General features: G+C 63.5%; 18 protein-coding genes (1 of these 18 running past the window's edge). 15 read left to right on the top strand and 3 right to left on the bottom strand.

Annotated features, from left to right (window positions below; all coding sequences use genetic code 11):
• Positions 1 to 148: 148 nt before the first annotated feature.
• Positions 149 to 1,042, bottom strand: coding sequence for a LysR family transcriptional regulator (locus K6301_RS13055; protein ID WP_247217512.1), 894 nt, complete (start codon positions 1,040 to 1,042; stop codon positions 149 to 151).
• A gap of 101 nt (positions 1,043 to 1,143) precedes the next feature.
• On the opposite strand from K6301_RS13055, the gene acuI reads away from it, so the two are divergent.
• On the top strand, positions 1,144 to 2,139 hold the full coding sequence (acuI, locus tag K6301_RS13050; protein ID WP_247217511.1) for an acrylyl-CoA reductase (NADPH): 996 nt from the start codon (positions 1,144 to 1,146) through the stop codon (positions 2,137 to 2,139).
• Positions 2,140 to 2,151: 12 nt separating this feature from the next.
• Here the strand turns inward: acuI and K6301_RS13045 are convergent, their stop codons facing one another.
• Entirely contained in the window at positions 2,152 to 2,922 is a 771-nt protein-coding gene (locus K6301_RS13045) for an SDR family NAD(P)-dependent oxidoreductase (RefSeq protein ID WP_247217510.1), read from the bottom strand.
• 137 nt (positions 2,923 to 3,059) lie between these two features.
• Here K6301_RS13045 and K6301_RS13040 point away from each other — a divergent pair, with 137 nt between their 5' ends.
• The 14 genes from K6301_RS13040 (at position 3,060) to clpB (ending at position 21,429) form a co-directional block, all read left to right on the top strand.
• Entirely contained in the window at positions 3,060 to 3,830 is a 771-nt protein-coding gene (locus K6301_RS13040; protein ID WP_247217508.1) for a DeoR/GlpR family DNA-binding transcription regulator, read from the top strand.
• A 112-nt stretch (positions 3,831 to 3,942) separates the two neighbouring features.
• Positions 3,943 to 5,445, top strand: coding sequence for a glycerol-3-phosphate dehydrogenase (gene glpD, locus K6301_RS13035; RefSeq protein WP_247217506.1), 1,503 nt, complete (start codon positions 3,943 to 3,945; stop codon positions 5,443 to 5,445).
• A gap of 52 nt (positions 5,446 to 5,497) precedes the next feature.
• Complete coding sequence (locus K6301_RS13030; protein ID WP_247217504.1) at positions 5,498 to 6,580, top strand: ABC transporter ATP-binding protein; 1,083 nt, start codon at positions 5,498 to 5,500, stop codon at positions 6,578 to 6,580.
• A gap of 10 nt (positions 6,581 to 6,590) precedes the next feature.
• The gene (locus K6301_RS13025; RefSeq protein WP_247217502.1) at positions 6,591 to 7,661 is read left to right on the top strand and encodes an ABC transporter ATP-binding protein; all 1,071 of its coding nucleotides are present in this window, start codon (positions 6,591 to 6,593) and stop codon (positions 7,659 to 7,661) included.
• 2 nt (positions 7,662 to 7,663) lie between these two features.
• Positions 7,664 to 8,530, top strand: a complete 867-nt coding sequence (locus K6301_RS13020; protein WP_241947921.1) for a carbohydrate ABC transporter permease — start codon at positions 7,664 to 7,666, stop codon at positions 8,528 to 8,530.
• Between the two features lie 11 nt (positions 8,531 to 8,541).
• On the top strand, positions 8,542 to 9,420 hold the full coding sequence (locus K6301_RS13015; RefSeq protein ID WP_247217500.1) for a carbohydrate ABC transporter permease: 879 nt from the start codon (positions 8,542 to 8,544) through the stop codon (positions 9,418 to 9,420).
• 14 nt (positions 9,421 to 9,434) lie between these two features.
• Positions 9,435 to 9,854 carry a DUF2160 domain-containing protein gene (locus tag K6301_RS13010; protein ID WP_247217498.1) on the top strand — a complete coding sequence of 140 codons (420 nt, stop codon included), beginning with the start codon at positions 9,435 to 9,437 and terminating at the stop codon, positions 9,852 to 9,854.
• A gap of 80 nt (positions 9,855 to 9,934) precedes the next feature.
• On the top strand, positions 9,935 to 11,656 hold the full coding sequence (locus tag K6301_RS13005; RefSeq protein ID WP_247217495.1) for an ABC transporter substrate-binding protein: 1,722 nt from the start codon (positions 9,935 to 9,937) through the stop codon (positions 11,654 to 11,656).
• A gap of 324 nt (positions 11,657 to 11,980) precedes the next feature.
• Entirely contained in the window at positions 11,981 to 13,255 is a 1,275-nt protein-coding gene (locus K6301_RS13000) for an aspartate kinase (protein WP_134652902.1), read from the top strand.
• A gap of 86 nt (positions 13,256 to 13,341) precedes the next feature.
• A complete protein-coding gene (ptsP, locus tag K6301_RS12995) occupies positions 13,342 to 15,609 on the top strand; it encodes a phosphoenolpyruvate--protein phosphotransferase (RefSeq protein ID WP_134652900.1) in 2,268 nt (755 codons plus the stop codon).
• 22 nt (positions 15,610 to 15,631) lie between these two features.
• Entirely contained in the window at positions 15,632 to 16,717 is a 1,086-nt protein-coding gene (gene prfA, locus K6301_RS12990; RefSeq protein ID WP_247217492.1) for a peptide chain release factor 1, read from the top strand.
• The gene (gene prmC, locus K6301_RS12985) at positions 16,714 to 17,583 is read left to right on the top strand and encodes a peptide chain release factor N(5)-glutamine methyltransferase (protein ID WP_247217490.1); all 870 of its coding nucleotides are present in this window, start codon (positions 16,714 to 16,716) and stop codon (positions 17,581 to 17,583) included. The genes prfA and prmC overlap by 4 nt, the downstream gene beginning before the upstream one ends.
• A 329-nt stretch (positions 17,584 to 17,912) precedes the next feature.
• Positions 17,913 to 18,569 (top strand): DUF4167 domain-containing protein, encoded by a 657-nt coding sequence (locus tag K6301_RS12980; RefSeq protein WP_247217488.1) that lies wholly within the window; start codon positions 17,913 to 17,915, stop codon positions 18,567 to 18,569.
• Positions 18,570 to 18,822: 253 nt separating this feature from the next.
• Positions 18,823 to 21,429, top strand: a complete 2,607-nt coding sequence (gene clpB / locus K6301_RS12975; protein WP_247217486.1) for an ATP-dependent chaperone ClpB — start codon at positions 18,823 to 18,825, stop codon at positions 21,427 to 21,429.
• 72 nt (positions 21,430 to 21,501) lie between these two features.
• On the opposite strand, the gene K6301_RS12970 is transcribed toward clpB, so the two are convergent.
• Positions 21,502 to 23,369, bottom strand: partial view of a M23 family metallopeptidase gene (locus K6301_RS12970; protein ID WP_247217484.1) — the 3' portion only. 91 nt of this gene lie beyond the right edge of the window; 1,868 of the gene's 1,959 nt are visible here — the last part of the coding sequence; the start codon falls outside the window, past its right edge; it ends in the stop codon at positions 21,502 to 21,504.

Below are 23,369 nucleotides of genomic sequence, written 5' to 3'. Positions count from 1 at the left end.
GAGATATGGGGTTCCTGCGCGCCGATGCTCTTGAAACTGCTCGACGAGAACCGGAACCCTGTCGATTCCCGTGGACTATTCCGACAGCTTCTCAGCCGTGACGCGAGTGGTCAATAAAGCAAAGCCGTTGAACGATAGGAAATTTCTATCAATCCATGCCATTCTCGGCCAGCGTGCGCGCTTCGTGGAGCAGGGCGGAGACGAGCGGCGTGAACGGCTCGCGATGCGTGGCCACCAGGCCGATCGTGTGGTGCGGATCAGGGTTGGTAAGGGAAACTATACTGATTTCGTCAGGAAATCCAAACGATTTCGCGACATTTCGCGGCATGATGCTCGACCATCGGCCGGTGCGCACATGGGAGAACAGCACGATCATCGAATTCGCCTCAAGGGACGGTTCGACCGCAACCCCCGCTTCAGCGAAGTGACGGTTGATAATGCGGCGGTTCTGCATGTCCGCGGTCAATAGGCAAAGCCTAACGCTCCCGGCCTCCTGCCAGGTCACAGTTTCGCGATCCGAGAAGGGATTGCCCTTGGCCGTGATGAGGCAATAGTGCTCGTGCAGCAGCGGCACACTCGTCACGCGACCCAGCGGCTCGTTCTCAAGATAGGTGAGGCCGGCGTCGATCTCGAGATTTTCCAGGAGCCCGAGGATCTTGATCGAGGTGGTCGAGACGATGGAGAAGGTGACGTCGGGATGTTTCTCCTGAAAGGGCGCCGTGATGCGCGGCACCATCGACAGTGTCGTGGGAATGGCGGCAAGGCGGATATGGCCGGAGAGGCCCTTTCGCGCCGCGCGCATTTCCTCGCGCATGGTGCGGGTATCGCCGACGATGCGACGCGCCCATTCTAGCACCCGCTGCCCCTCGGGCGTCAGGCCCTGGAAACGCGAGCCGCGCACGACGAGCATCACGCCAAGCTGATCCTCCAGCTGGCGGATCGCGGCCGAAAGCGTCGGCTGCGAGATGCCGATTTCTTCGGCAGCCCGGGCAAAGTGCCGTTCGCGCGCCAGCGCTATGAAATATTCGAGCTTGTCGATCATGTCCGAACGGCGCCTCCCGCCCCTTGATACAAAAGAACAGTGGCGGCACCAATGCCCTGCGTCCTATATCTCGATGACGCACCGAACAGGAGGAGCATGCGATGACGTTTCAGGCACTGTTGGTAGAGAAGGCCGGTGACGGCGCGGTCACCGCCTCGATCCAGGAGCTCGACGATTCGCGGCTTCCCGACGGTGACGTGACCGTCGCGGTGGAATATTCGACGCTCAATTACAAGGACGGCCTGTGCATCAACGGCAAGGGCGGGCTTGTGCGCACCTTCCCGCATGTGCCGGGCGTGGATTTTGCCGGGACGGTCGAGACGTCCGACGATCCGCGCTACCGGCCGGGCGACCGGGTCGTGCTGACCGGCTGGCGGGTCGGTGAGGTCTGGTGGGGCGGCTATGCGACGCGGGCGCGGGTGAAGGCCGACTGGCTGGTGCCGCTGCCGGACGCGCTTTCGACACGGCAGGCCATGGCGATCGGCACGGCGGGACTGACGTCCATGCTGTCCGTCATCGCGCTGGAAAAGGCGGGCGTCTCGCCATTAAAGGGCGAAGTTCTCGTCACTGGCGCTGCCGGCGGGGTCGGCTCGGTCGGCGTCGCGCTGCTGGCGAGGCTCGGTTACTCGGTCGCCGCCGTCACCGGCCGGCCCGAAACGGCGGGTTATCTGAAATCGCTCGGCGCGGAAACCATCGTCGAACGGGCGGAGCTTGCTGAGGCAAACGGCAAGCCGCTCGAATCGGAGCGCTGGGCCGGCGCCATCGACGCCGTGGGCGGGGACATGCTGGCGCGCGTCCTCAAGCAAATGAAATATGACGGTGCCGTCGCCGCGGTCGGTCTGGCGGCTGGTGCCGGCGTGCCCTCCTTCACCGTCATTCCGTTCCTGCTGCGCGGGGTCAGCCTGCTCGGCATCGATTCCGTCATGCGCCCCTATGACCAGCGGGTCGAGGCCTGGAACCGCATCGCCACTGACCTGCCGATGGAGATGCTGGAAGCGATGGTCGTCGAGCGAAGGCTTTCCGACCTGCCGGACCTGGCAAACCAGATACTCGACGGCAAGGTGAAGGGCCGCGTTGTCATCGACGTCAACGCGTGATCGCCGTCGCGGTCAGCAGATGAGCTGGCCGCCGTTCACCTCCAGCACCTGGCCGGTGACGTAGCCCGAAAGGGCGTTGGACGCCAGGAAGAGGTAGGCGGGCGCGCAATCTTCCGGCGTGCCGAGCCGCTGCAAGGGGATCGTCTTGCGCGTCGCCTCCAGCTTCTCGGTGGACGAGTAGCGCGAATGGAAGTCGGTGGTGATGGTGCCCGGCGAGACGCAATTGACGCGGATACCGTCGGGCGCAAGCTCGCGGGCCAGGGCCTTGGAATAGGTGGAGACGAAAGCCTTGGTGGCGGAATAGATCGCCGAACCCGGGCTGCCGCCGGTCAGCGCTGAAATGGACACCGTGTTGACGATTGCGGCATGCTGCGCGCGGCGCAGCGAGCGCAGGAGTGCGCGGGTCACTTCGACAACCGAGGTCTGGTTGAGGCGCACGACGGTTTCGTATTGCTCATCGGTGAGGTCGGCGGCGGGGAAGCGGCCCACCATCGTACCGGCATTGTTGATCAGCACATCGATGTGGGGAAACAGGCTGTCGGCTCGCTCCAGAAGGGCACCGATGCCGCCTTCCTCCAGGAAATCCGCATAGACGATATGGGCGCGTGCTTCCGCAACGGCATTTTCCAGGAAATCGGGCAGCGGACCGGCGGCGGCCCGGCCGCCATGCAGCAGCACGCGCGCGCCGCAGTCGAGGAACTGCCGGGCGATCTCCAGCCCGATGCCACGGCCCGCGCCGGTAACGACGACATTGGCGCCCTTGAACAAGGCTGGATGAAACATGCGCTTTCCTCCCGATATCACGCGTGCCGGCAGTATCACAAAAAGCGACGCGCGGACCAAGAAGGCATTGCGGGTCAATTGATGTGGGTTCGTTTTTGCATATGATGAAAGAAAACGAAAGCATCGGGAGGAGCATCATGTTTCTGACAGGGCGACAGGCGGAGATCGTGGATCTCGCCAAGGCCGAGGGTCGTGTGCTCGTGGAGGATCTGGCCGCGCGCTTTTCGGTGACGCCGCAGACGATCCGCAAGGACCTCAACGACCTGTGCGACGACAAGGTGCTGACGCGCATTCACGGCGGCGCGCTGTTTCCCAGCGGCAACGAGAATGTGAAATACGAGGCGCGCCGTTCCATCGCCGCGCCGGAAAAGCAGGCGATCGGCCGTGCGGCCGCGGCGATGATCCCGGACAATTCCTCGCTGTTCATCAATATCGGCACCACGACGGAAGCCGTTGGCGAGGCCTTGCTCGACCACAAGGAATTGATGGTCATCACCAACAACATCAATGTCGCCAACCGCTTGCGCGTCTATCCCTCGATCGAGGTGGTGATCGCCGGCGGCGTCGTGCGCGGCGCGGATGGCGGCATCGTCGGGGAGGCGGCGGTCGATTTCATCCGCCAGTTCAAGGTGGATTATGCCGTCATCGGCGCCTCGGCAATCGACCAGGACGGGGCGCTGCTGGACTTCGACTATCGCGAGGTCAAGGTCGCGCAGGCGATCATCGCCAATGCCCGCCATGTCATCCTCGTTTCGGACGCGACGAAGTTCGAACGAACGGCGCCGGTGAGGATCGGCCATCTTTCGCAGGTCAACACCTTCATCACCGACAGCTGTCCCTTCGAGGACATCCGGGTAATCTGCCAGGAAAACGACGTGCGCCTCATCGAGACATCCGCCGTGGAGTGACGGCGGCCAGCGATTTCAGTCCGCATTCGTTTGACATTCGAAATATTTTCGTTTCTACTCTTCATGCTTTCGCAGATGCGCAAATTTGTGCAATGCGAAATGGGAGGGTGTTTTGCAGGGCGACGTGATCCACGATATTTTCGTTATCGGCGGCGGTATCAACGGCTGCGGCATCGCGCGCGATGCCGCCGGCCGCGGCTACTCGGTCGTGCTCGCGGAGATGAAGGATTTTGCGTCGGGCACGTCTTCGGCCTCCACCAAGCTCATTCATGGCGGGCTGCGGTATCTCGAGCATTATGAATTCCGCCTGGTGCGCGAGGCGCTCATGGAGCGTGAGGTGCTGTGGGCCATGGCGCCGCACGTCATCTGGCCCATGCGCTTCGTGCTGCCGTTCCAGAAGGGCGGCCTGCGTCCGGCCTGGCTCATCCGCCTCGGCCTTTTCCTCTATGACTATATCGGCGGCCGCAAGCTGCTGCCGGCCACGCGCACGCTTGATCTCGCCAAGGATCCGGCCGGCCGGCCGCTGAAGACGCTTTTCCGCAAGGCTTTCGAATATTCCGACGGCTGGGTGGACGATGCCCGTCTCGTCGTGCTGAACGCCCGCGACGCCGCCGATCGTGGCGCCGATATCCGCACGGCCACCGCGGTGGTCAATGCGCGGCGGGAAAACGGGCACTGGGTCGTCGAGACGGAGAATGCCGAGACGGGCGCGCGCGAGACGATGCAGGCGCGCATGCTGGTCAATGCCGCCGGGCCCTGGGTGGACCGGGTCCTGTCCTCTGCCGTCGGCCGCAACGACGTGCACAATGTCCGCCTCGTCCAGGGCAGCCACATCGTCGTGAAGAAGAAATTCTCCGATCCCCGCGCCTACTTCTTCCAGAACCCGGATGGGCGTATCATGTTCGCCATCCCCTATCAGGAAGAGTTCACCCTGATCGGGACGACGGACCGGGATTACCAGGGCGACCCGCGCGATGTGCGCATCGCGGACGAGGAGATCGATTACCTCTGCGCCTCGGCAAGCGAGTATTTCGCCGAACCGGTGGTGCGCGACGATATCGTGTGGACCTATTCGGGTGTTCGCCCGCTCTTCGACGACGGCGCGAACAAGGCGCAGGAGGCGACCCGCGACTATGTGCTGAAGGTGGAGGGCGCGGACGGACAGGCGCCGTTGCTCAATATCTTCGGCGGAAAGCTTACCACATACCGCCGGCTTGCGGAGGCCGCGCTGGACAAGATCGGTGAGGCCATCGGCGTCAAGGGGGCACGCTGGACCGCGCATTCGCGCCTGCCCGGCGGCGACTTCAACGTCGATGGTTTCGAGGCCGAGGTGAAGACGCTTTCCGCGCGCTTTCCGTTCCTGCAACCTGCCCATGCGCGCCGGCTGGTGCGGTTGTATGGTACGCGCGCATCGGCTCTGCTTGGCGATGCGCGGACGACGGAGGACATGGGGCGGCATTTCGGCAGCGATCTCTACGAGGCCGAAGTGCGCTGGTTGATGCAGGAGGAATGGGCACGCCACGCCGAGGACGTGCTGTGGCGCCGAACGAAGAGAGGCTTGCATATTTCGGCCGCCGAGGCGGCCGTGCTGGAGGACTATATGCAAGGGCGGTAACGCCCGGCGATAGCGCCTAATCCGGTGTCTGGGAAGAGCTACGGAGACAGGAATGCTTGAACTGAAAAACATCACGAAGATTGTGGGAGGGGAGACGCACATCCACCCGACCGATCTCGTGCTCGAACGCGGCTCTTTGAACGTGCTGCTGGGCCCGACCTTGTCGGGCAAGACGTCTCTGATGCGGCTGATGGCCGGGCTCGACAAGCCGACGGCGGGCTCGGTGTGGTTCGACGGCAAGGATGTCACGGGCGTGCGCGTGCAGGATCGTGGCGTCGCCATGGTCTACCAGCAGTTCATCAACTATCCGGCGCTGACCGTCTACGAGAACATCGCCTCGCCGATGCGCATCAAGGGTGCCGACAAGGCGACCATCGATCGCGAGGTGCGCAAGGCGGCCGAACTCTTGAAGCTCACACCCTATCTCGACCGCACGCCGCTCAACCTGTCGGGCGGCCAGCAGCAGCGCACGGCGCTGGCGCGCGCCATCGTCAAGAATGCCAGCCTCGTTCTGCTCGACGAACCGCTCGCCAATCTCGACTACAAGCTGCGCGAGGAGCTTCGCCTGGAGCTGCCGAAGATCTTCGCCGCCTCTGGCGCGATCTTCGTCTATGCAACGACGGAACCCTCCGAGGCGCTGCTGCTCGGGGGAAACACCGCGACGCTGTCCGAAGGTCGCATCACGCAATTCGGCCGCACCATCGACGTCTATCGCCGGCCGAACGATCTCCTGACAGCCCGCACCTTCGCCGACCCGCCGCTCAACACGATGCAGGTCATAAAGAAGGCCGGGCAGTTCGAGGTCGGCGGCAAGCCGGCACTGCCGGTGCCGGCGCATCTGTCCGCGTTGCCCGACGGTCCCTGCACCATCGCGTTCCATCCGCACCACCTTGCGCTCACCAGCCAGAACCCGGCGTCGGCCAGCCTGCAGGCGCGCACGGCGATCTCCGAGATCGCCGGTTCCGAGAGCTTCATCTACGTCCAGTTCGAGGGCAGCCATTGGGTCATGCTCTCACCGGGCATCCACGATATCGAGCCGGATACGCTGATCACCGTCCATGTCGATACGCGCCATCTGATGGCTTTCGGCGCGGATGGCGGGGCGATCGCCGAGCCCGTGGCCGCGGCGGCCTGAGGAGGACACGATGGCACGTATCACGCTCGATCATATCCGCCACGCCTACGGCGAAAAGCCGAAGTCGGAGGCGGACTATTCGCTGAAGGAAGTGCATCACGAGTGGAACGACGGCGGCGCCTATGCGTTGCTTGGTCCCTCCGGCTGCGGCAAGACCACGCTGCTCAACATCATCTCGGGGCTGTTGCAGCCTTCCGAAGGCCGCATCCTGTTCGATGGGAAGGATGTCACGCATCTGTCGACGCAGCAGCGCAATATCGCGCAGGTCTTCCAGTTTCCCGTCATCTACGACACGATGACGGTCTACGACAATCTGGCGTTCCCGCTGCGCAATCGCGGCGTGGCCGAGCCGGAAGTCGACCGCCGGGTGCGTGAGATCCTCGAGATGATCGATCTCGCCAGCTGGGCGAAGAAGAAGGCGCGCGGCCTGACGGCCGACCAGAAGCAGAAGATCTCGCTCGGCCGCGGCCTCGTACGCAACGATGTGAACGCGATCCTGTTCGACGAGCCGCTGACGGTCATCGACCCGCATATGAAGTGGCAGCTGCGCTCGCAGCTCAAGAAGCTGCACCGCCAGTTCGGCTTCACCATGGTCTATGTGACCCACGACCAGACCGAGGCACTGACCTTCGCCGACAAGGTCGTCGTCATGTATGACGGCCAGATCGTGCAGATCGGCACGCCGGCGGAACTGTTCGAGAAGCCGAAACATACCTTCGTCGGCTATTTCATCGGCTCGCCCGGCATGAACGTGCTGCCGGCCGCCATTGACGGAAGCAGCGTGACTGTCGGCGGGCAAGTGCTGACGCTGGATTACAGGCCGGCGGTCGCCGCCGGCGCAAGAACCGAACTCGGCATCCGCCCGGAATTCATTGCGCTTTCGCGTGACGGTATGCCGGTCTCGATCAGCAAGGTCGAGGATATCGGCCGCCAGAAGATCGTGCGTGCCGAGTTCGCCGGCAAGCCGATTGCCATCGTCGTGCCGGAGGATGGCGAAATCCCCGCCGAGCCGCGCGTGACCTTCGATCCCGCCGCCATCAACATCTACGCCGACAGCTGGCGTGTCGGCAGGGAGGGCTGACCATGAACAAGACCTGGAACAACAAGGCCTGGTTCATGGTGCTGCCGGTGCTGCTGCTGGTCGCGTTTTCGGCGGTCATTCCGCTGATGACGGTCGTGAACTATTCGGTGCAGGATACGTTCGGCAACAACCAGTTCTTCTGGAACGGCGTGGGCTGGTTTTCCGATGTGATGGCATCGGATCGCTTCTGGCAGGCGCTTGGGCGCAACCTGCTGTTCTCCGTCATCATTCTGTCGATCGAAATCCCGCTCGGCATCCTGATTGCGCTCAACATGCCGAAGAAGGGCCTGGGCGTGCCCGTCTGCCTCGTCCTGATGGCGCTGCCGCTGCTCATTCCGTGGAATGTCGTGGGCACGATCTGGCAGGTCTTCGGCCGCGTCGATATCGGGCTGCTTGGTCATGCGCTGGTGTCGCTCGGTATCAGCTACAATTACGTCAACAACATCTTCGATGCCTGGATGACGCTCATCATCATGGATGTCTGGCACTGGACGAGCCTTGTCGTTCTCTTGTGCTATGCGGGCCTCGTCTCCATTCCCGAAGCCTATTACCAGGCCGCCAAGATCGACGGCGCCTCGCGCTGGGCGGTGTTCCGCTACATCCAGCTGCCGAAGATGAAGCGCGTGCTGCTGATCGCATTCCTGCTGCGCTTCATGGACAGTTTCATGATCTACACCGAGCCCTTTGTCGTGACGGGCGGCGGTCCGGGCAACTCCACCACGTTCCTGTCGATCGACCTCGTCAAGATGGCGATCGGCCAGTTCGACCTCGGCCCGGCTGCGGCCATGTCCATCATCTACTTCCTGATCATCCTGCTTCTGTCGTGGATCTTCTACACGGTCATGACCAGCAGCGATGAACAGGCGTGAGGGAGGAAACCATGACCTCACAGGCAACCACCGCAACCGCCCTTCAGGCAACCTCCAGCGATACGCATGTCAGGGCGGGCGTGCGCACCCGACGCAGCCTCTCGTGGCTTGTCCCGACATTTTACATCGTGTTCCTGCTTTTGCCGATCTACTGGCTGGTGAACATGAGCTTCAAGACGAACACGGAGATCATGACGTCGGTATCGTTGTGGCCGGCGAACCCGACGCTCAGGAACTATGCGGTGATCTTCACCGATCCGGCGTGGTATTCGGGTTATGTCAACTCGATCATCTACGTTGTGCTCAACACGGTGATCTCGGTTTCGGTGGCGCTGCCGGCGGCCTATGCCTTCTCGCGCTACCGGTTTTTGGGCGACAAGCACCTGTTCTTCTGGCTGCTCACCAACCGCATGGCGCCGCCGGCGGTGTTCGCGCTGCCGTTCTTCCAGCTCTATTCCGCTTTCGGCCTGATCGATACCCATATCGCGGTGGCCATCGCGCATTGCCTGTTCAACGTGCCGCTGGCGGTGTGGATCCTGGAAGGCTTCATGTCGGGCGTGCCCAAGGAGATCGACGAGACCGCCTATATCGACGGCTATTCGTTCCCGCGCTTCTTCGCCAGGATCTTCGTGCCGCTGATCGCCTCCGGCATCGGGGTGGCGGCCTTCTTCTGCTTCATGTTCTCGTGGGTGGAGCTTCTGATCGCCCGCACGCTGACGACGACGGACGCCAAGCCGATCGCCGCCACGATGACGCGCACGGTCTCGGCGTCCGGCATGGACTGGGGCGTGCTGGCGGCCGCCGGCGTGCTGACGATCATTCCCGGCGCGCTCGTCATCTACTTCGTGCGCAACTACATCGCCAAGGGCTTTGCCCTTGGCCGGGTCTGAAGGGGAGGGGTCCGATGGTCGCCGTCGCCAACCGCAACACACGCTGGCCGGTCGCACTCGCCGCCGTGCTCGTCATCTATGCCGTCATCGCCGGGCTTCTCGTCGCCGCACTGCCCGTCAAGGACGGCGCGCGCGACTGGTTCGCCTCGCTCATCCCCGGCGGCTGGATGGCCTGGTCGTTCCCGACGGCCATGTTCTTCCTGACCATCTTCCTTCTGATCGCGCTGATGGCGGTCTGGGAATATGCGCGGCCCGGGGGCGCGCCGCGCGTCGGCATCCTGCGCTTCGAGACGACCCGCGGCGACCGGCTGTTCGTGTCGCTGCTCGGCTCGGCGTTCATCCATCTCGCATGGCTGGGGCTTGTCGGTCCCAACCTGTGGTGGGCTCTTGCCTTGTCCGTGGTCTACGCCATCGGCGTGTTCCGCTTCGTGTGAGGCAAAGGAAATGGGGGCCTCGGGGAGATTGGGGCTTCCGCACATGCAGTCGCAATCGCAAAACCTTAAGGGAGGATACCATGCGAACGCAACTTCTGACGACGACGGCAGCGATCTTGCTGGCGCTCACCGGCTCCGCCTTCGCGGACATGGACGCGGCCAAGAAGTTCCTGGATGCGGAGATCGGCGACCAGTCGGCGCTCGACCGCGCCGGCCAGGAAGCCGAGATGCAATGGTTCATCGATGCCGCCAAGCCGTTCGCCGGCATGGACATCAAGGTGGTCTCGGAAACCATCACGACGCATGAATACGAATCCAAGGTGCTGGCGCCGGCCTTCACCGCCATCACCGGCATCAAGATCACGCACGACCTGATCGGCGAGGGCGACGTCATCGAGAAGCTGCAGACGCAGATGCAGTCGGGCGAGAACATCTACGACGCCTATGTCAACGATTCGGACCTCATCGGCACCCACTGGCGCTACCAGCAGGCCCGTTCGCTGACCGACTTCATGGCCAACGAGGGCAAGGACGTCACCAATCCGGGCCTCGACATCGACGACTTCATCGGCAAGTCCTTCACGACGGCGCCGGACGGCAAGCTCTACCAGCTGCCCGACCAGCAGTTCGCCAACCTCTACTGGTTCCGCTACGACTGGTTCAACGACGAGAAGAACAAGGCCGACTTCAAGGCGAAGTACGGCTATGACCTCGGCGTGCCCGTCAACTGGTCGGCCTATGAGGACATCGCCGAGTTCTTCACCGGCCGCGAGATCGACGGCAAGAAGGTCTATGGCCACATGGACTATGGCAAGAAGGACCCCTCGCTCGGCTGGCGCTTCACCGACGCCTGGCTGTCGATGGCCGGCAACGGCGACAAGGGCATTCCCAACGGCCTGCCGGTCGACGAATGGGGCATCAAGGTCAACGAGAAGTCGCAGCCGGTCGGCTCGTGCGTGGCGCGCGGCGGCGACACCAACGGCCCGGCGGCGGTCTACTCGATCGAGAAGTATCTGGAATGGCTGAAGGCCTATGCGCCGGCCGCCGCCGCCGGCATGACCTTCTCCGAATCCGGCCCGGTTCCTGCGCAGGGCGAGATCGCCCAGCAGATGTTCACCTACACGGCGTTCACCGCCGACTTCGTCAAGGAAGGCCTGCCGGTCGTCAACGCGGACGGCACGCCGAAGTGGCGCTTCGCCCCGTCCCCGCATGGCGTCTACTGGAAGGACGGCATGAAGCTCGGCTACCAGGACGCCGGCTCCTGGACGCTGATGAAGTCGACGCCCGACGACCGCGCCAAGGCCGCCTGGCTCTATGCGCAGTTCGTGACCTCCAAGACGGTCGACGTGAAGAAGAGCCATGTCGGCCTGACCTTCATCCGCCAGTCGACGCTCGACCACCAGTCGTTCACCGACCGCGCGCCTAAGCTCGGCGGCCTCGTGGAGTTCTACCGTTCGCCGGCCCGCCTGCAATGGTCGCCGACCGGCACGAACATCCCCGACTATCCGAAGCTCGCCCAGCTGTGGTGGCAGGCGATCGGCGATGCCTCGTCGGGTGCCAAGACCGCGCAGGAAGCGATGGATTCGCTGTGCGCCGAGCAGGAGAAGGTGCTCGAACGCCTCGAACGCGCCGGCGTCCAGGGCGACATGGGCCCCAAGCTCGCCGAAGAGCACGATCTCGAATACTGGAACAAGGACGCCGTCGCAAAGGGCAACCTCGCTCCACAGCTCAAGATCGAAAACGAAAAGGAAAAACCCCTCACCGTCAACTATGACGAACTCGTCAAATCCTGGCAGAAGTAAATGACGGGGCTGCGGGCGGTTTTTCGCCCGCAGCCGCTTCCATCGATCCCTCTTGCCCGCGCGCCCCCAAGGTGTGCGGGCTTTTTATTGCTTGCCTGGATCGGTGCTACGCTACGGCCTCGCTCCCCGACGCCCTGTGACCCGTGCCGACACCTTTCATATTCCTGTGCTTGTCGCACCCACACGCACCCGCCGGAGCGCCTTTCCGCCGCACCGTACCCATTGGTACAGTTTGCGCATTGCACAGCGTCGGGTCTTCGGCTAAGAGACGCCGCGGTTTCTCCCGCGCGCCCGCGCGCACATATGGAATAGCGGTACATACCCATGGCACGCATCGTGATGAAATTCGGCGGGACCTCCGTCGCGGACCTCGACCGTATCCACAATGTGGCCCGTCATGTGAAACGTGAAGTCGATGCCGGCCACGAGGTGGCGGTCGTCGTTTCGGCCATGTCCGGCAAGACGAACGAACTGGTGGCCTGGGTGCAGAACATGCCGAAGGTGACGGGTGCAAACTCGCCCTTCTACGATGCGCGCGAATATGACGCCATCGTTGCCTCGGGCGAGCTCGTCACTGCCGGCCTTCTCGCCATCGCGCTGCAATCGATGGGAGTCGACGCCCGCTCCTGGCAGGGCTGGCAGATCCCGATCCGTACGGACAACGCGCACGGCGCGGCCCGTATCCTCGATATCGACGGCGCGGAAATGATCCGCCGCATGGGCGCCGGACAGGTCGCCGTGGTGGCCGGTTTCCAGGGGCTCGGCCCCGACAACCGCGTGGCGACGCTTGGCCGTGGCGGCTCGGATACCTCGGCCGTCGCCATCGCCGCGGCCGTCAAGGCCGACCGTTGCGATATCTATACGGACGTGGACGGCGTCTATACGACCGATCCGCGCATCGAGCCCAAGGCACGCCGCCTGAAGAAGATCGCCTTCGAGGAAATGCTCGAAATGGCCTCGCTCGGCGCCAAGGTGCTGCAGGTGCGCTCCGTCGAGCTCGCCATGGTGCACAAGGTGCGCACCTTCGTTCGTTCCTCCTTCGAGGACCCCGATGCGCCGGGCATGGGCGATCTTCTGAACCCGCCCGGTACGCTGATTTGTGATGAGGATGAGATCGTGGAACAGGAAGTCGTAACCGGCATCGCCTATGCCAAGGATGAAGCGCAGATCTCGCTCCGCCGCGTCGCGGACCGGCCGGGCGTTTCTGCCGCGATCTTCGGCCCGCTGGCCGAAGCGCATATCAATGTCGACATGATCGTCCAGAACATTTCCGAGGACGGCTCCAAGACCGACATGACCTTCACCGTCCCGTTCGGCGACGTCGAGAAGGCGCTCAAGGTTCTCGAGGCTGCCAAGGAACAGGTCGGTTTCGACGTGATCCAGCACGAAACGGGCCTGGTGAAAGTGTCCGTCATCGGCATCGGCATGCGCAGCCATGCGGGCGTCGCCGCCTCGGCCTTCCGCGCGCTGGCCGAGAAGGGCATCAACATCAAGGCGATCACGACCTCCGAGATCAAGATCTCCATCCTGATCGACGGTCCCTATGCCGAACTTGCCGTTCGGACTTTGCATTCCGTCTACGGTCTCGATAAGAAGTAAGCACCGGCTGACTCGGCGTCGATCTCAGGATCGCCGGCGTGGCCATGCGCCGGTGGAGTAACGTCATTTTCGGGAGACGCCACGCGATGAGAGACCTCTCCGCGGGTCCGCGCGTTCTTCTCAAGCGGCTTCGCGAAATTATGGCGGAGCCGCTAGAGCCGCAGGAACGCCTTGACCAGATCGTGCGCCAGATCGCGCAGAACATGGTCGCGGAAGTATGTTCCGTCTACGTGCTGCGTTCCGACGGCGTTCTGGAGCTTTATGCCACCGAAGGCCTCAATCCCGGCGCCGTCCACCTTGCCCAGCTGAAGATGGGCCAGGGTCTCGTCGGCACCATCGCCGCATCCGCGCGGCCCTTGAACCTTTCCGACGCGCAATCGCACCCAGCCTTCACCTATCTCCCGGAAACGGGCGAAGAGATCTACCATTCGTTCCTCGGCGTCCCCATCTTGCGCACGGGCAGGGCGCTCGGCGTGCTTGTTGTACAGAACAAGGCAAGCCGCACCTATCGCGAGGACGAGGTGGAGGCTCTTGAAACGACGGCGATGGTGATCGCCGAAATGGTGGCGACCGGCGAGCTGAAGAAGCTCACCAAGCCCGGCCTGGAACTCGACCTGTCCCGGCCCGTATCGATCGAGGGCGCGAGCTTCGGCGAGGGCATCGGCCTCGGCTATGTCGTGCTGCACGAGCCGCGCATCGTCGTCACCAACCTGCTCAACGAGGATTCCGAGCACGAACTCGGCCGTCTGGCCGAAGCGCTCGGGTCCCTGCGCATCTCCATCGACGACATGCTGTCGCGCCGCGAGGTGTCGATGGAGGGCGAGCACCGCGAGGTGCTGGAAACCTACCGCATGTTCGCCCATGACCGCGGCTGGGTCAGGAAGCTCGAAGAGGCGATCCGCAACGGTCTCACCGCCGAGGCTGCCGTCGAGCGCGTTCAGAGCGAGACCAAAGCGCGCATGATCCGCCTGACGGACCCGTATCTGCGCGAGCGCATGCACGATTTCGACGACCTGGCCAACCGGCTGCTGCGCCAGCTCACCGGCTACGGCGCGAAGCTTTCGGCAAGCAACTTCCCGAACGATGCGATCGTCGTTGCGCGCGCCATGGGTGCGGCCGAGCTGCTCGATTACCCGCGCGAGAACGTGCGTGGCCTCGTCCTGGAGGACGGCGCGGTCACCAGCCATGTCGTCATCGTGGCGCGTGCGATGGGTATTCCCGTCGTCGGGCAGGCCGCCGGGGTGGTTGCGCTGGCGGAAAACGGCGACGCGATCATCATCGACGGCGATGACGGGCGCGTGCACCTGCGCCCGCTGCCCGATCTCCAGCGTTCCTACGAGGAGAAGGTGCGTTTCCGCGCCCGCCGGCAGGAACAGTACCGCGCGCTGCGCGCCGTCGAGCCGGTCACGAAGGACGGACGGGAGATCAATCTCCAGATGAATGCCGGCCTGCTGGTCGACCTGCCGCATCTCAACGAGTCCGGCGCGTCCGGCATCGGCCTTTTCCGCACCGAATTGCAGTTCATGATCGCCTCGACGATGCCGAAGGCGGAGGAACAGGAAGCCTTTTACCGCAATGTTCTGAAGCACGCCGCCGGACGCCCGGTGACGTTCCGCACGCTCGATATCGGCGGCGACAAGGTCGTGCCGTATTTCCGCGCGGCGGAGGAAGAAAACCCGGCGCTCGGCTGGCGGGCCATCCGCCTGTCGCTCGACCGGCCCGGCCTGCTGCGCACGCAGCTTCGCGCCATGCTGCGCGCTGCTGCCGGCGCTGATCTGCGGCTGATGCTGCCGATGGTAACGGAGGTCTCCGAGCTGCGCGAGGTTCGCGGCCTCCTGCAAAAGGAAATCCAGCGGCAGTCGAAGATCGGCGAACAACTGCCGAAGAAGCTGCAATTCGGCGCCATGCTCGAAGTACCGGCGCTGCTCTGGCAGCTCGATGAACTGATGGCGGAGGTCGACTTCGTCTCGGTCGGCTCGAACGACCTCTTCCAGTTCGCCATGGCGGTCGACCGGGGCAATGCGCGTGTCTCCGATCGTTTCGATACGCTCGGGCGCCCGTTCCTGCGCATCCTGCGCGATATCGTGCGCGCCGGCGAGCGCAACGAGACCTCGGTGACGCTTTGTGGCGAGATGGCGAGCAAGCCGATTTCGGCCATGGCGCTGCTGGGCATCGGCTTCCGCTCGGTCTCGATGTCACCAGCGGCGATCGGGCCAGTCAAGTCGATGTTGCTGTCGCTGGATGTGGCCAAGCTGGAATCGGTGCTGATTCCAGCGCTCGACGATGTGCGGCCGACGGCCTCCATCCGCCAGATCCTCGCCGATTTCGCGGCCGAGAACGGTATTCCGCTTTAAAGAAATGATGGGAGTCTGAACGGTGGCGAAGCTTCCCGTTGAAAAGATGCGCGAACTCGAACGCCGTTTCGGCGAGATCGAGGCGCGCATGTCGGCGGGTCCGGATTCGGAGACCTATGTCCGCCTCGCCTCCGAGTATTCCGAGCTTCAGCCGGTCGTGACCAAGGTGCGCGAATACGAAAAGGTCGCGGGCGAGATCGCCGATCTCGAGGCGCTGCTGGCGGATAAGACGACCGACCGCGAGATGCGCGACCTCGCGGACATGGAGCTGCCGGACCTCAAGCAGCGGCTCGAGGCGCTTGAACAGGAGATGCAGATCCTGCTTCTCCCGAAGGATGCCGCCGACGAGAAGAGTGCGATCCTGGAAATCCGCGCGGGCACGGGCGGCTCGGAGGCGGCGCTGTTTGCCGGCGATCTCTTCCGCATGTATGAGCGCTATGCCGCTGCCAATGGCTGGAAGGTGGAGGTCATCTCGTCGAGCGAGGGCGAAGCCGGCGGCTTCAAGGAAATCATTGCGACGATCACCGGCCGCGGCGTCTTCGCCAAGCTTAAGTTCGAATCGGGTGTGCACCGCGTCCAGCGTGTGCCGGAAACCGAAGCAAGCGGGCGCATCCACACGTCGGCGGCGACGGTCGCCGTCCTGCCCGAGGCAGAGGAAATCGACGTCGAGGTGCGGCCCGAGGATATCCGCATCGATACGATGCGCTCATCCGGCGCCGGCGGGCAGCACGTCAACACGACGGACTCGGCCGTGCGCATCACGCATCTTCCGACGGGCATCGTGGTGACGAGCTCGGAGAAGTCGCAGCATCAGAACCGCGCCAAGGCCATGCAGATCCTGCGCTCGCGGCTCTACGACATGGAGCGCCAGCGCGCCGACAGCGAACGATCCGCCGACCGCAAGAGCCAGGTCGGCTCCGGTGACCGTTCCGAGCGCATCCGGACCTACAATTTCCCGCAGGGACGCGTGACCGACCACCGCATCAACCTCACCCTCTACAAGCTCGACCGCATGATGATGGGCGAGATCGACGAGGTGGTGGACGCGCTGCTGGCGGATTATCAGGCGGGCCTTCTGGCGCAGCTCGGCGAACAGGGCCGGGCATGAGCACGACGCTTGCCGAGGCGCTTGCCGCGGCGCGGCGCCGCCTGGAAGATGCGGGCATTGCGGATGCCGCGCGCGACGCGCGGACCTTGCTCGACGGCCTTCTGCATCTGTCGTCCACGGCCTTCCTTGTCGATGGGGACCGCCCGTTGACAGGCGAACAGATGACAATGATTGAAGGTGCAATCGCGCGTCGCGTGGCGCGCGAACCGGTGCATCGCATTCTCGGCCGCCGCGCGTTCTCGCGGCTCGACCTGATGCTTTCTCCTGATACACTCGAACCGCGGCCGGACACCGAGATCCTCGTGGACACGCTCGTGCCCCATGCGCGCCGGTTCGTGTCGGATCGGGGCGCCTGCCGCATTCTCGACCTTGGAACCGGCACGGGCGCGATCTGTCTTGCTTTGCTCGACCTGGTGCCGGGCGCAACCGGCGTCGGCGCGGATGTTTCCATGGGCGCCCTTGAAACGGCCATGCGCAATGCCGATATGAATGGTCTCGCGGGTCGCTTCGACGTGGTCGAAAGCGACTGGTTTGCGGCGGTGACCGGGGTGTTCGACATCATCGTGTCAAATCCGCCCTATATCGCGCATTCCGTGGTCGAGACGCTGGACGAAGAGGTCCGGCTGCATGATCCGATCCTGGCGCTGGATGGCGGTGACGACGGCCTTGATGCCTACCGCGCCATTGCGGCCGGAGCTGCCGATCACCTCGCACAGGACGGCCTGGTGGCTTACGAGATCGGTTACGACCAAAAAGCATCCGTTACCGGGATCATGCGCGAAAAAGGTTTTGCGCGAATCGCAGCGGTAGAGGATCTTGGCGGCAATGATCGTGTCCTCGTCTTTTCGAAGCCAGTCTCTTTGTAGGTATGCTGCCGCAGCGCAGCAAATTCCGCAGTCGCAAAGAAAAAGCTTGGAATTGTGAAGGAAGCGGGATAGGTTGCGGCCACGCACTGGGCAAGAGGTCATGGCGCAGCGATTTGTGCCGCGTGACCCGATCGTGAGGATTGCTCTCTCGAAGAGTTGCTAGGGTTGAAGACTTCCCTGTGCGGGTACCTGTTAATTTGACGTCTTACGGCGACAGGACCACCGGCCGGCGTGGTTTGCCCGCGGGTAAGGATGCTTGATCTGGCGTGTCCCGATCAGGCTGCAGATACATGAATCATCGATACATGGATACGTTAGGTGAGTGACATATGAGGCCAGGACAGCAAAACAAGCGCGGCCGCGGGCGTAATAACAACAACAATAATAATAACAATAACAACAACAACCACCGCAAGGGCGGTAATCCGTTGACGCGAACTTATGACAGTTCTGGTCCGGATGTGAAAATCAGGGGCACGGCCCAGCATATTGCAGAAAAATATGCAGCCCTGGCCCGCGACGCCCAGAGCGCCGGTGACCGCGTCATCGCGGAAAACTACCTCCAGCATGCCGAGCACTATAACCGCATCATCGCTGCCGCACAGGCGCAGATGCAGGAGCGCGCTCCGCGTGAAGACCGCCACGATGGTGGGGATCGCAACGATTACAATGATCGCGATGGTTTCGACCGGGATCACGAAGACGAAGTCGGACATGGCGAAGAGCAGCAGGCTCCGGTTGCCGTCGCTGCCGCCGTTGAAGAACCCGTCGTCGATGGCTCCGGCCCGCAGCCGGTCATCGAGGGAACGCCCGCGGAAGTGGCGCTCGAAGAAGAAGGCGCTGCGCCGGCCGCCGGCCGTGCACCGCGTCGCCGCACTGCCGCCCGTCCGCGCCGCCCGCGTCGCGGTGAGGCCCAGGCTGCCGGTGGCGAGGACGGCCAGTCCGGCGGCGACGATGCGCCCGCCCTTGAGACCGCCTCCGAATAGGTGGACCTGCCTTTACGCATTGCAGAACCCGGCCTTCGTGCCGGGTTCTTGCGTTTCGGCAAGTGCCGGAAAAATCTGCGACGACGGGGCCTTCGCTCCTTTAATTCCGAAAAATTCGCCACCATATTCCTCACAGGCGATTGACCGGCAGCAAAGCCGGCTCAGCGCATCTATGAGAGGCTTGCCTTTGAGGGAGCCTTATCCTGAATCATCGACCGGTGCCTGAAGGGCCGGCCGAGTTATGGAGGCCTATATGAATATCGAGAAATACTCCGAACGCGTTCGCGGTTTCCTGCAATCCGCCCAGACCAAGGCGCTTGCCGACGGAAATCCGCAGTTCACCCCCGAACATGTGCTGAAAGTGCTGCTCGACGACGAACAGGGCATGGCGACCTCGCTCATCGAGCGGGCCGGAGGCAATGCGCGCGATGCGCGGATCGCCAACGATGCCGCCCTTGCCAAGCTGCCGAAGGTTTCCGGCGGCAACGGACAGGTCTACCTGTCGCAGCCGCTGGCCAAAGTCTTCACCACGGCCGAGGATGCCGCCAGCAAGGCCGGCGACAGCTTCGTTACCGTCGAGCGCCTGCTGCTGGCGCTGACCATCGAGAAATCCGCCGCGACGTCCGACATTCTGGCGAAGGCCGGTGTGACGGCCGCAAAGCTCAACCAGGTCATCAACGACATCCGCAAGGGCCGTACCGCCGATACGGCGAGCGCCGAGCAGGGTTTCGATTCGCTGAAGAAGTTCGCCCGCGACCTGACTGCCGATGCGCGCGAAGGCCGTCTCGATCCCGTCATCGGCCGCGACGACGAGATCCGCCGCACGATCCAGGTCCTGTCGCGCCGCACCAAAAACAACCCCGTGCTCATCGGTGAACCCGGCGTCGGTAAGACCGCAATCGCCGAAGGCCTTGCGCTGCGCATCGTCAACGGCGACGTGCCGGAAAGCCTCAAGGACAAGAAGCTGATGGCGCTCGATATGGGCGCGCTGATCGCCGGTGCGAAATACCGCGGTGAATTCGAGGAGCGCCTGAAGGCCGTTCTTGCCGAAGTGCAGGCGGAAGACGGCGAGATCATCCTGTTCATCGACGAGATGCACACGCTGGTCGGCGCCGGCAAGGCGGATGGCGCCATGGACGCGTCCAACCTGCTGAAGCCCGCGCTTGCCCGCGGCGAGCTGCACTGCGTCGGCGCCACCACGCTTGACGAGTACCGCAAGCATGTCGAGAAGGATGCGGCCCTTGCCCGCCGGTTCCAGCCCGTCATGGTGGACGAGCCGACCGTCGAGGACACGATCTCGATCCTGCGCGGCTTGAAGGAGAAGTACGAGCAGCACCACAAGGTCCGGATCTCCGATTCGGCTCTCGTTGCCGCCGCGACGCTTTCCAACCGCTATATCACGGATCGCTTCCTGCCGGACAAAGCCATCGACCTGATGGACGAAGCCGCCTCGCGGCTGCGCATGCAGGTGGATTCCAAGCCTGAAGAACTCGACGAGCTCGACCGCCGCATCATCCAGCTCAAGATCGAGCGCGAGGCCCTGAAGAAGGAAACCGACCGCGCATCGCAGGATCGTCTGGAAAAGCTTGAAGTCGACCTTGCTGCGATCGAGGAGGAAGCCTCTGCGCTGACGGCGCGCTGGCAGGCGGAAAAGTCCAAGCTCGGCCGCGCCGCCGATCTCAAGCGTCAGCTCGACGAGTTGCGCAACGAACTCGCCATTTCGCAGCGAAAGGGTGAATTCCAGCGTGCGGGCGAACTCGCCTACGGCATCATTCCCAAGCTCGAAAAGGAGCTGGAGGAAGCCGAAGGCAGCGATGCCGGCGATGTCGATCCGATGGTGCAGGAGGTCGTGACCGCAGACAACATCGCGCATGTGGTTTCCCGGTGGACGGGCATCCCCGTGGACAAGATGCTGGAAGGCGAACGCGACAAGCTGCTGCGGATGGAAGACGAGCTGGCCAAGTGGGTCGTCGGTCAGGGCGATGCCGTGCAGGCGGTTTCGCGTGCCGTGCGCCGCGCCCGCGCCGGCTTGCAGGATCCGAACCGGCCGATCGGCTCGTTCATCTTCCTCGGCCCGACCGGTGTCGGCAAGACGGAGCTGACCAAGGCGCTTGCGCGCTTCCTCTTCGACGATGAGACGGCGATCCAGCGCATGGATATGTCGGAATACATGGAGAAGCACTCTGTGGCCCGGCTGATCGGTGCGCCTCCCGGCTATGTCGGTTATGAGGAAGGTGGTGCGCTCACCGAATCCGTCCGCCGCCGGCCCTACCAGGTCGTGCTGTTCGACGAGATCGAGAAGGCGCATCCCGACGTCTTCAACGTGCTGCTGCAGGTTCTCGACGATGGCCGCCTGACCGATGGCCAGGGCCGCACCGTCGACTTCCGCAACACGATGATCATCATGACCTCGAACCTTGGTGCCGAATACCTGACGGCTCTCGGCGAGAACGAGGACAGCGACACGGTTCGCGACCAGGTGATGGATGTCGTAAAGACGGCATTCCGCCCGGAATTCCTGAACCGCGTCGACGAGATCATCCTGTTCCACCGCCTGCGGCGGTCGGAAATGGGTGCGATCGTCGATATCCAGCTGGCCCGCCTGCGCCGGCTTCTGGAAGATCGCAAGATCGTTCTCGAGCTGGACGAGGAGGCCGTGCACTGGCTTGCCGAGAAGGGCTACGATCCGGTCTATGGCGCACGTCCGCTGAAGCGGGCGATCCAGAAGCACCTTCAGGATCCGCTCGCCGAGAAGATCCTGGCCGGCGACATCCCCGACGGATCGATCGTCAAGGTCACGGCCGGCTCCGATCGCCTGCTGTTTGCGCCGCGCGGTGCGGCGGTCAGCAAGGCGGCCTAACAGCCGTCAATGCGTGAACAACAAAAGCGCGGGTGAAAGCCCGCGCTTTTTGCTGACCTGGCCAAGCGATGATCAGTGCGTCTCGGCCAGCTCGGTCGCGCTCTCGCCGCTGCCGAGCAGATCGTCGATGCGCTTGCGTTCGCTTTCGAACTTCGCGAGCGCCTTGCCCTCAAGCGACTTGCCGCCGGGCAGTCGGATTTTCAGGGCGTCCACCTTGTTGCCATTGACGATCAGCTCGTAATGCAGGTGAGGCCCGGTCGAAAGCCCGGTCGAACCGACATAGCCGATGACCTGGCCCTGCCTTACCTTGACGCCCGGCTTGATGCCCTTGGCGATGGCGTTCTGGTGATTGTAGGAGGAGACGTATCCGTTGGCGTGGCGGATCAGCGTCTGGTTTCCGTAGCCGCCGGAATCCCAGCCGGCCTTTTCCACGACGCCGTTGCCGGCCGCGATGATCGGCGTGCCGCGCGGCGCTGCCCAGTCCACGCCGGTATGCATGCGCGAAAAGCCGAGGATCGGATGGCGCCGCATGCCGAAGCCGGATCGGAACACGCCGTTGGGAACCGGGTTGCGCAGCAGGAACTGCCGGATGCTCTTGCCGTCGCGATCGTAATAATCGACGGAATCGTCTTCCGGGTTCTGGAAGCGGTAGACCCGCGTTTCGGTATCGCCGAACTTCGCGTCGAGCAGCAGGATCTCGGAGCCCTCGGCGGCGGTGCCGTTCTGATCGGTGACGGAGAAGAATGCTTCGAGGGAATCCGTCGGCCGCAGCTGCGCCTGGAAATCGACGTTGCTGGCGAGGATACGGATCATCTCGGCCGTCATATCCTGGCCCATGCCATAGGACAGTGCGGCTCGATAGATACCGTCATAGACGCGCGGCAGGTCGCGGCCGGCAATGATCGTCGGGCGATCGTCGTCGTCGAAGGCCGTCGCCACGGCATCGAGCACCGGCGGCTCGGCGCCCTTGACGAAGCGGCCCTTGTCGTCGAGCGCCGCCGTCATGACATGGCGGCCGCCGGAATAGATGGTCGCGCGAACGATGCTCGCCTCGTTGCGCTGCTGGGAGACGCAGATGCGCAGCACGTCACCCTCGGAAAGTTCTTTGCTGCCGAGTTCCTCGGCGAAATAGTCCGAGAGGTCCTCGGCCTGGGCCTTGCTGTAGCCTGCGGCCGTCATGAGCTCGTCGATATCGGCCGCGCGCCGCACGGGGATGACGTCGTCGGCATATTCCGTGTCATCGGGCGTCAGCGTGTCGAAACTCGAAACGCTCATGTTCTCTTCCACCACGCGGGCGGTCAGGCCCTGCAGGAGGTCGAGATCGGAGGATTCGGAGGCGAAGCGCTGAGGATCGACGTAATAGAGCGAGGCGACCTGCGTGCTGCCGTCGGTGAGAACCGAGCCGTTGGTGCGCACATTCTCCTCGACCTCCTCGATCGACATCTGGTCCGCATAGTCGAGGTTGGCATCGCCATTCGGGAAGGCGTCGGTTTGAAGCGCCACTTCCGATTCGACATCCGACCCATAGATCGTGCCCATGCGCGAGGCGGGTGCGGCGTCCTTGCCGTTCGTGGAGAAGATCGCGAGCGGATCGAAGCGCGGGTAATCTTCCGTCGTCGCATGATTGGCGGCGAGTGCCATCTTCACATGCGCGAAGGGCTGCCGCCGCACGACTTCCTTCTGCCCGTCATGGATCATGGTGGAGATCTCCATGATCTTCTTGTCGGACGGTTTCGTCACGATCGCGGGTTCGAGAACACGCTGACCGCGCTTCGCCGTCTCGCCGTTCTTGCTCGTCTGGTTCGGTGCGCCGAGAGAGGCGTAGGCCTCGGCGGGAATGGCGAGCTGCTGGCGCCCGTCAAGCGCCGCAAACAGCGCCACGCCCATGAGTATCGAAGAGGTGATGCCGGTCAGGAACGTGCCGGAGAGCCAGCGCAGCG

Origin of the sequence: Shinella oryzae (assembly GCF_023038235.1) — a bacterium.
GTDB classification, from domain to species: domain Bacteria; phylum Pseudomonadota; class Alphaproteobacteria; order Rhizobiales; family Rhizobiaceae; genus Shinella; species Shinella sumterensis.
The sequence above is the reverse complement of the archived record's forward strand: the minus strand, read 5'-3'. Positions and strand labels throughout refer to the sequence as shown.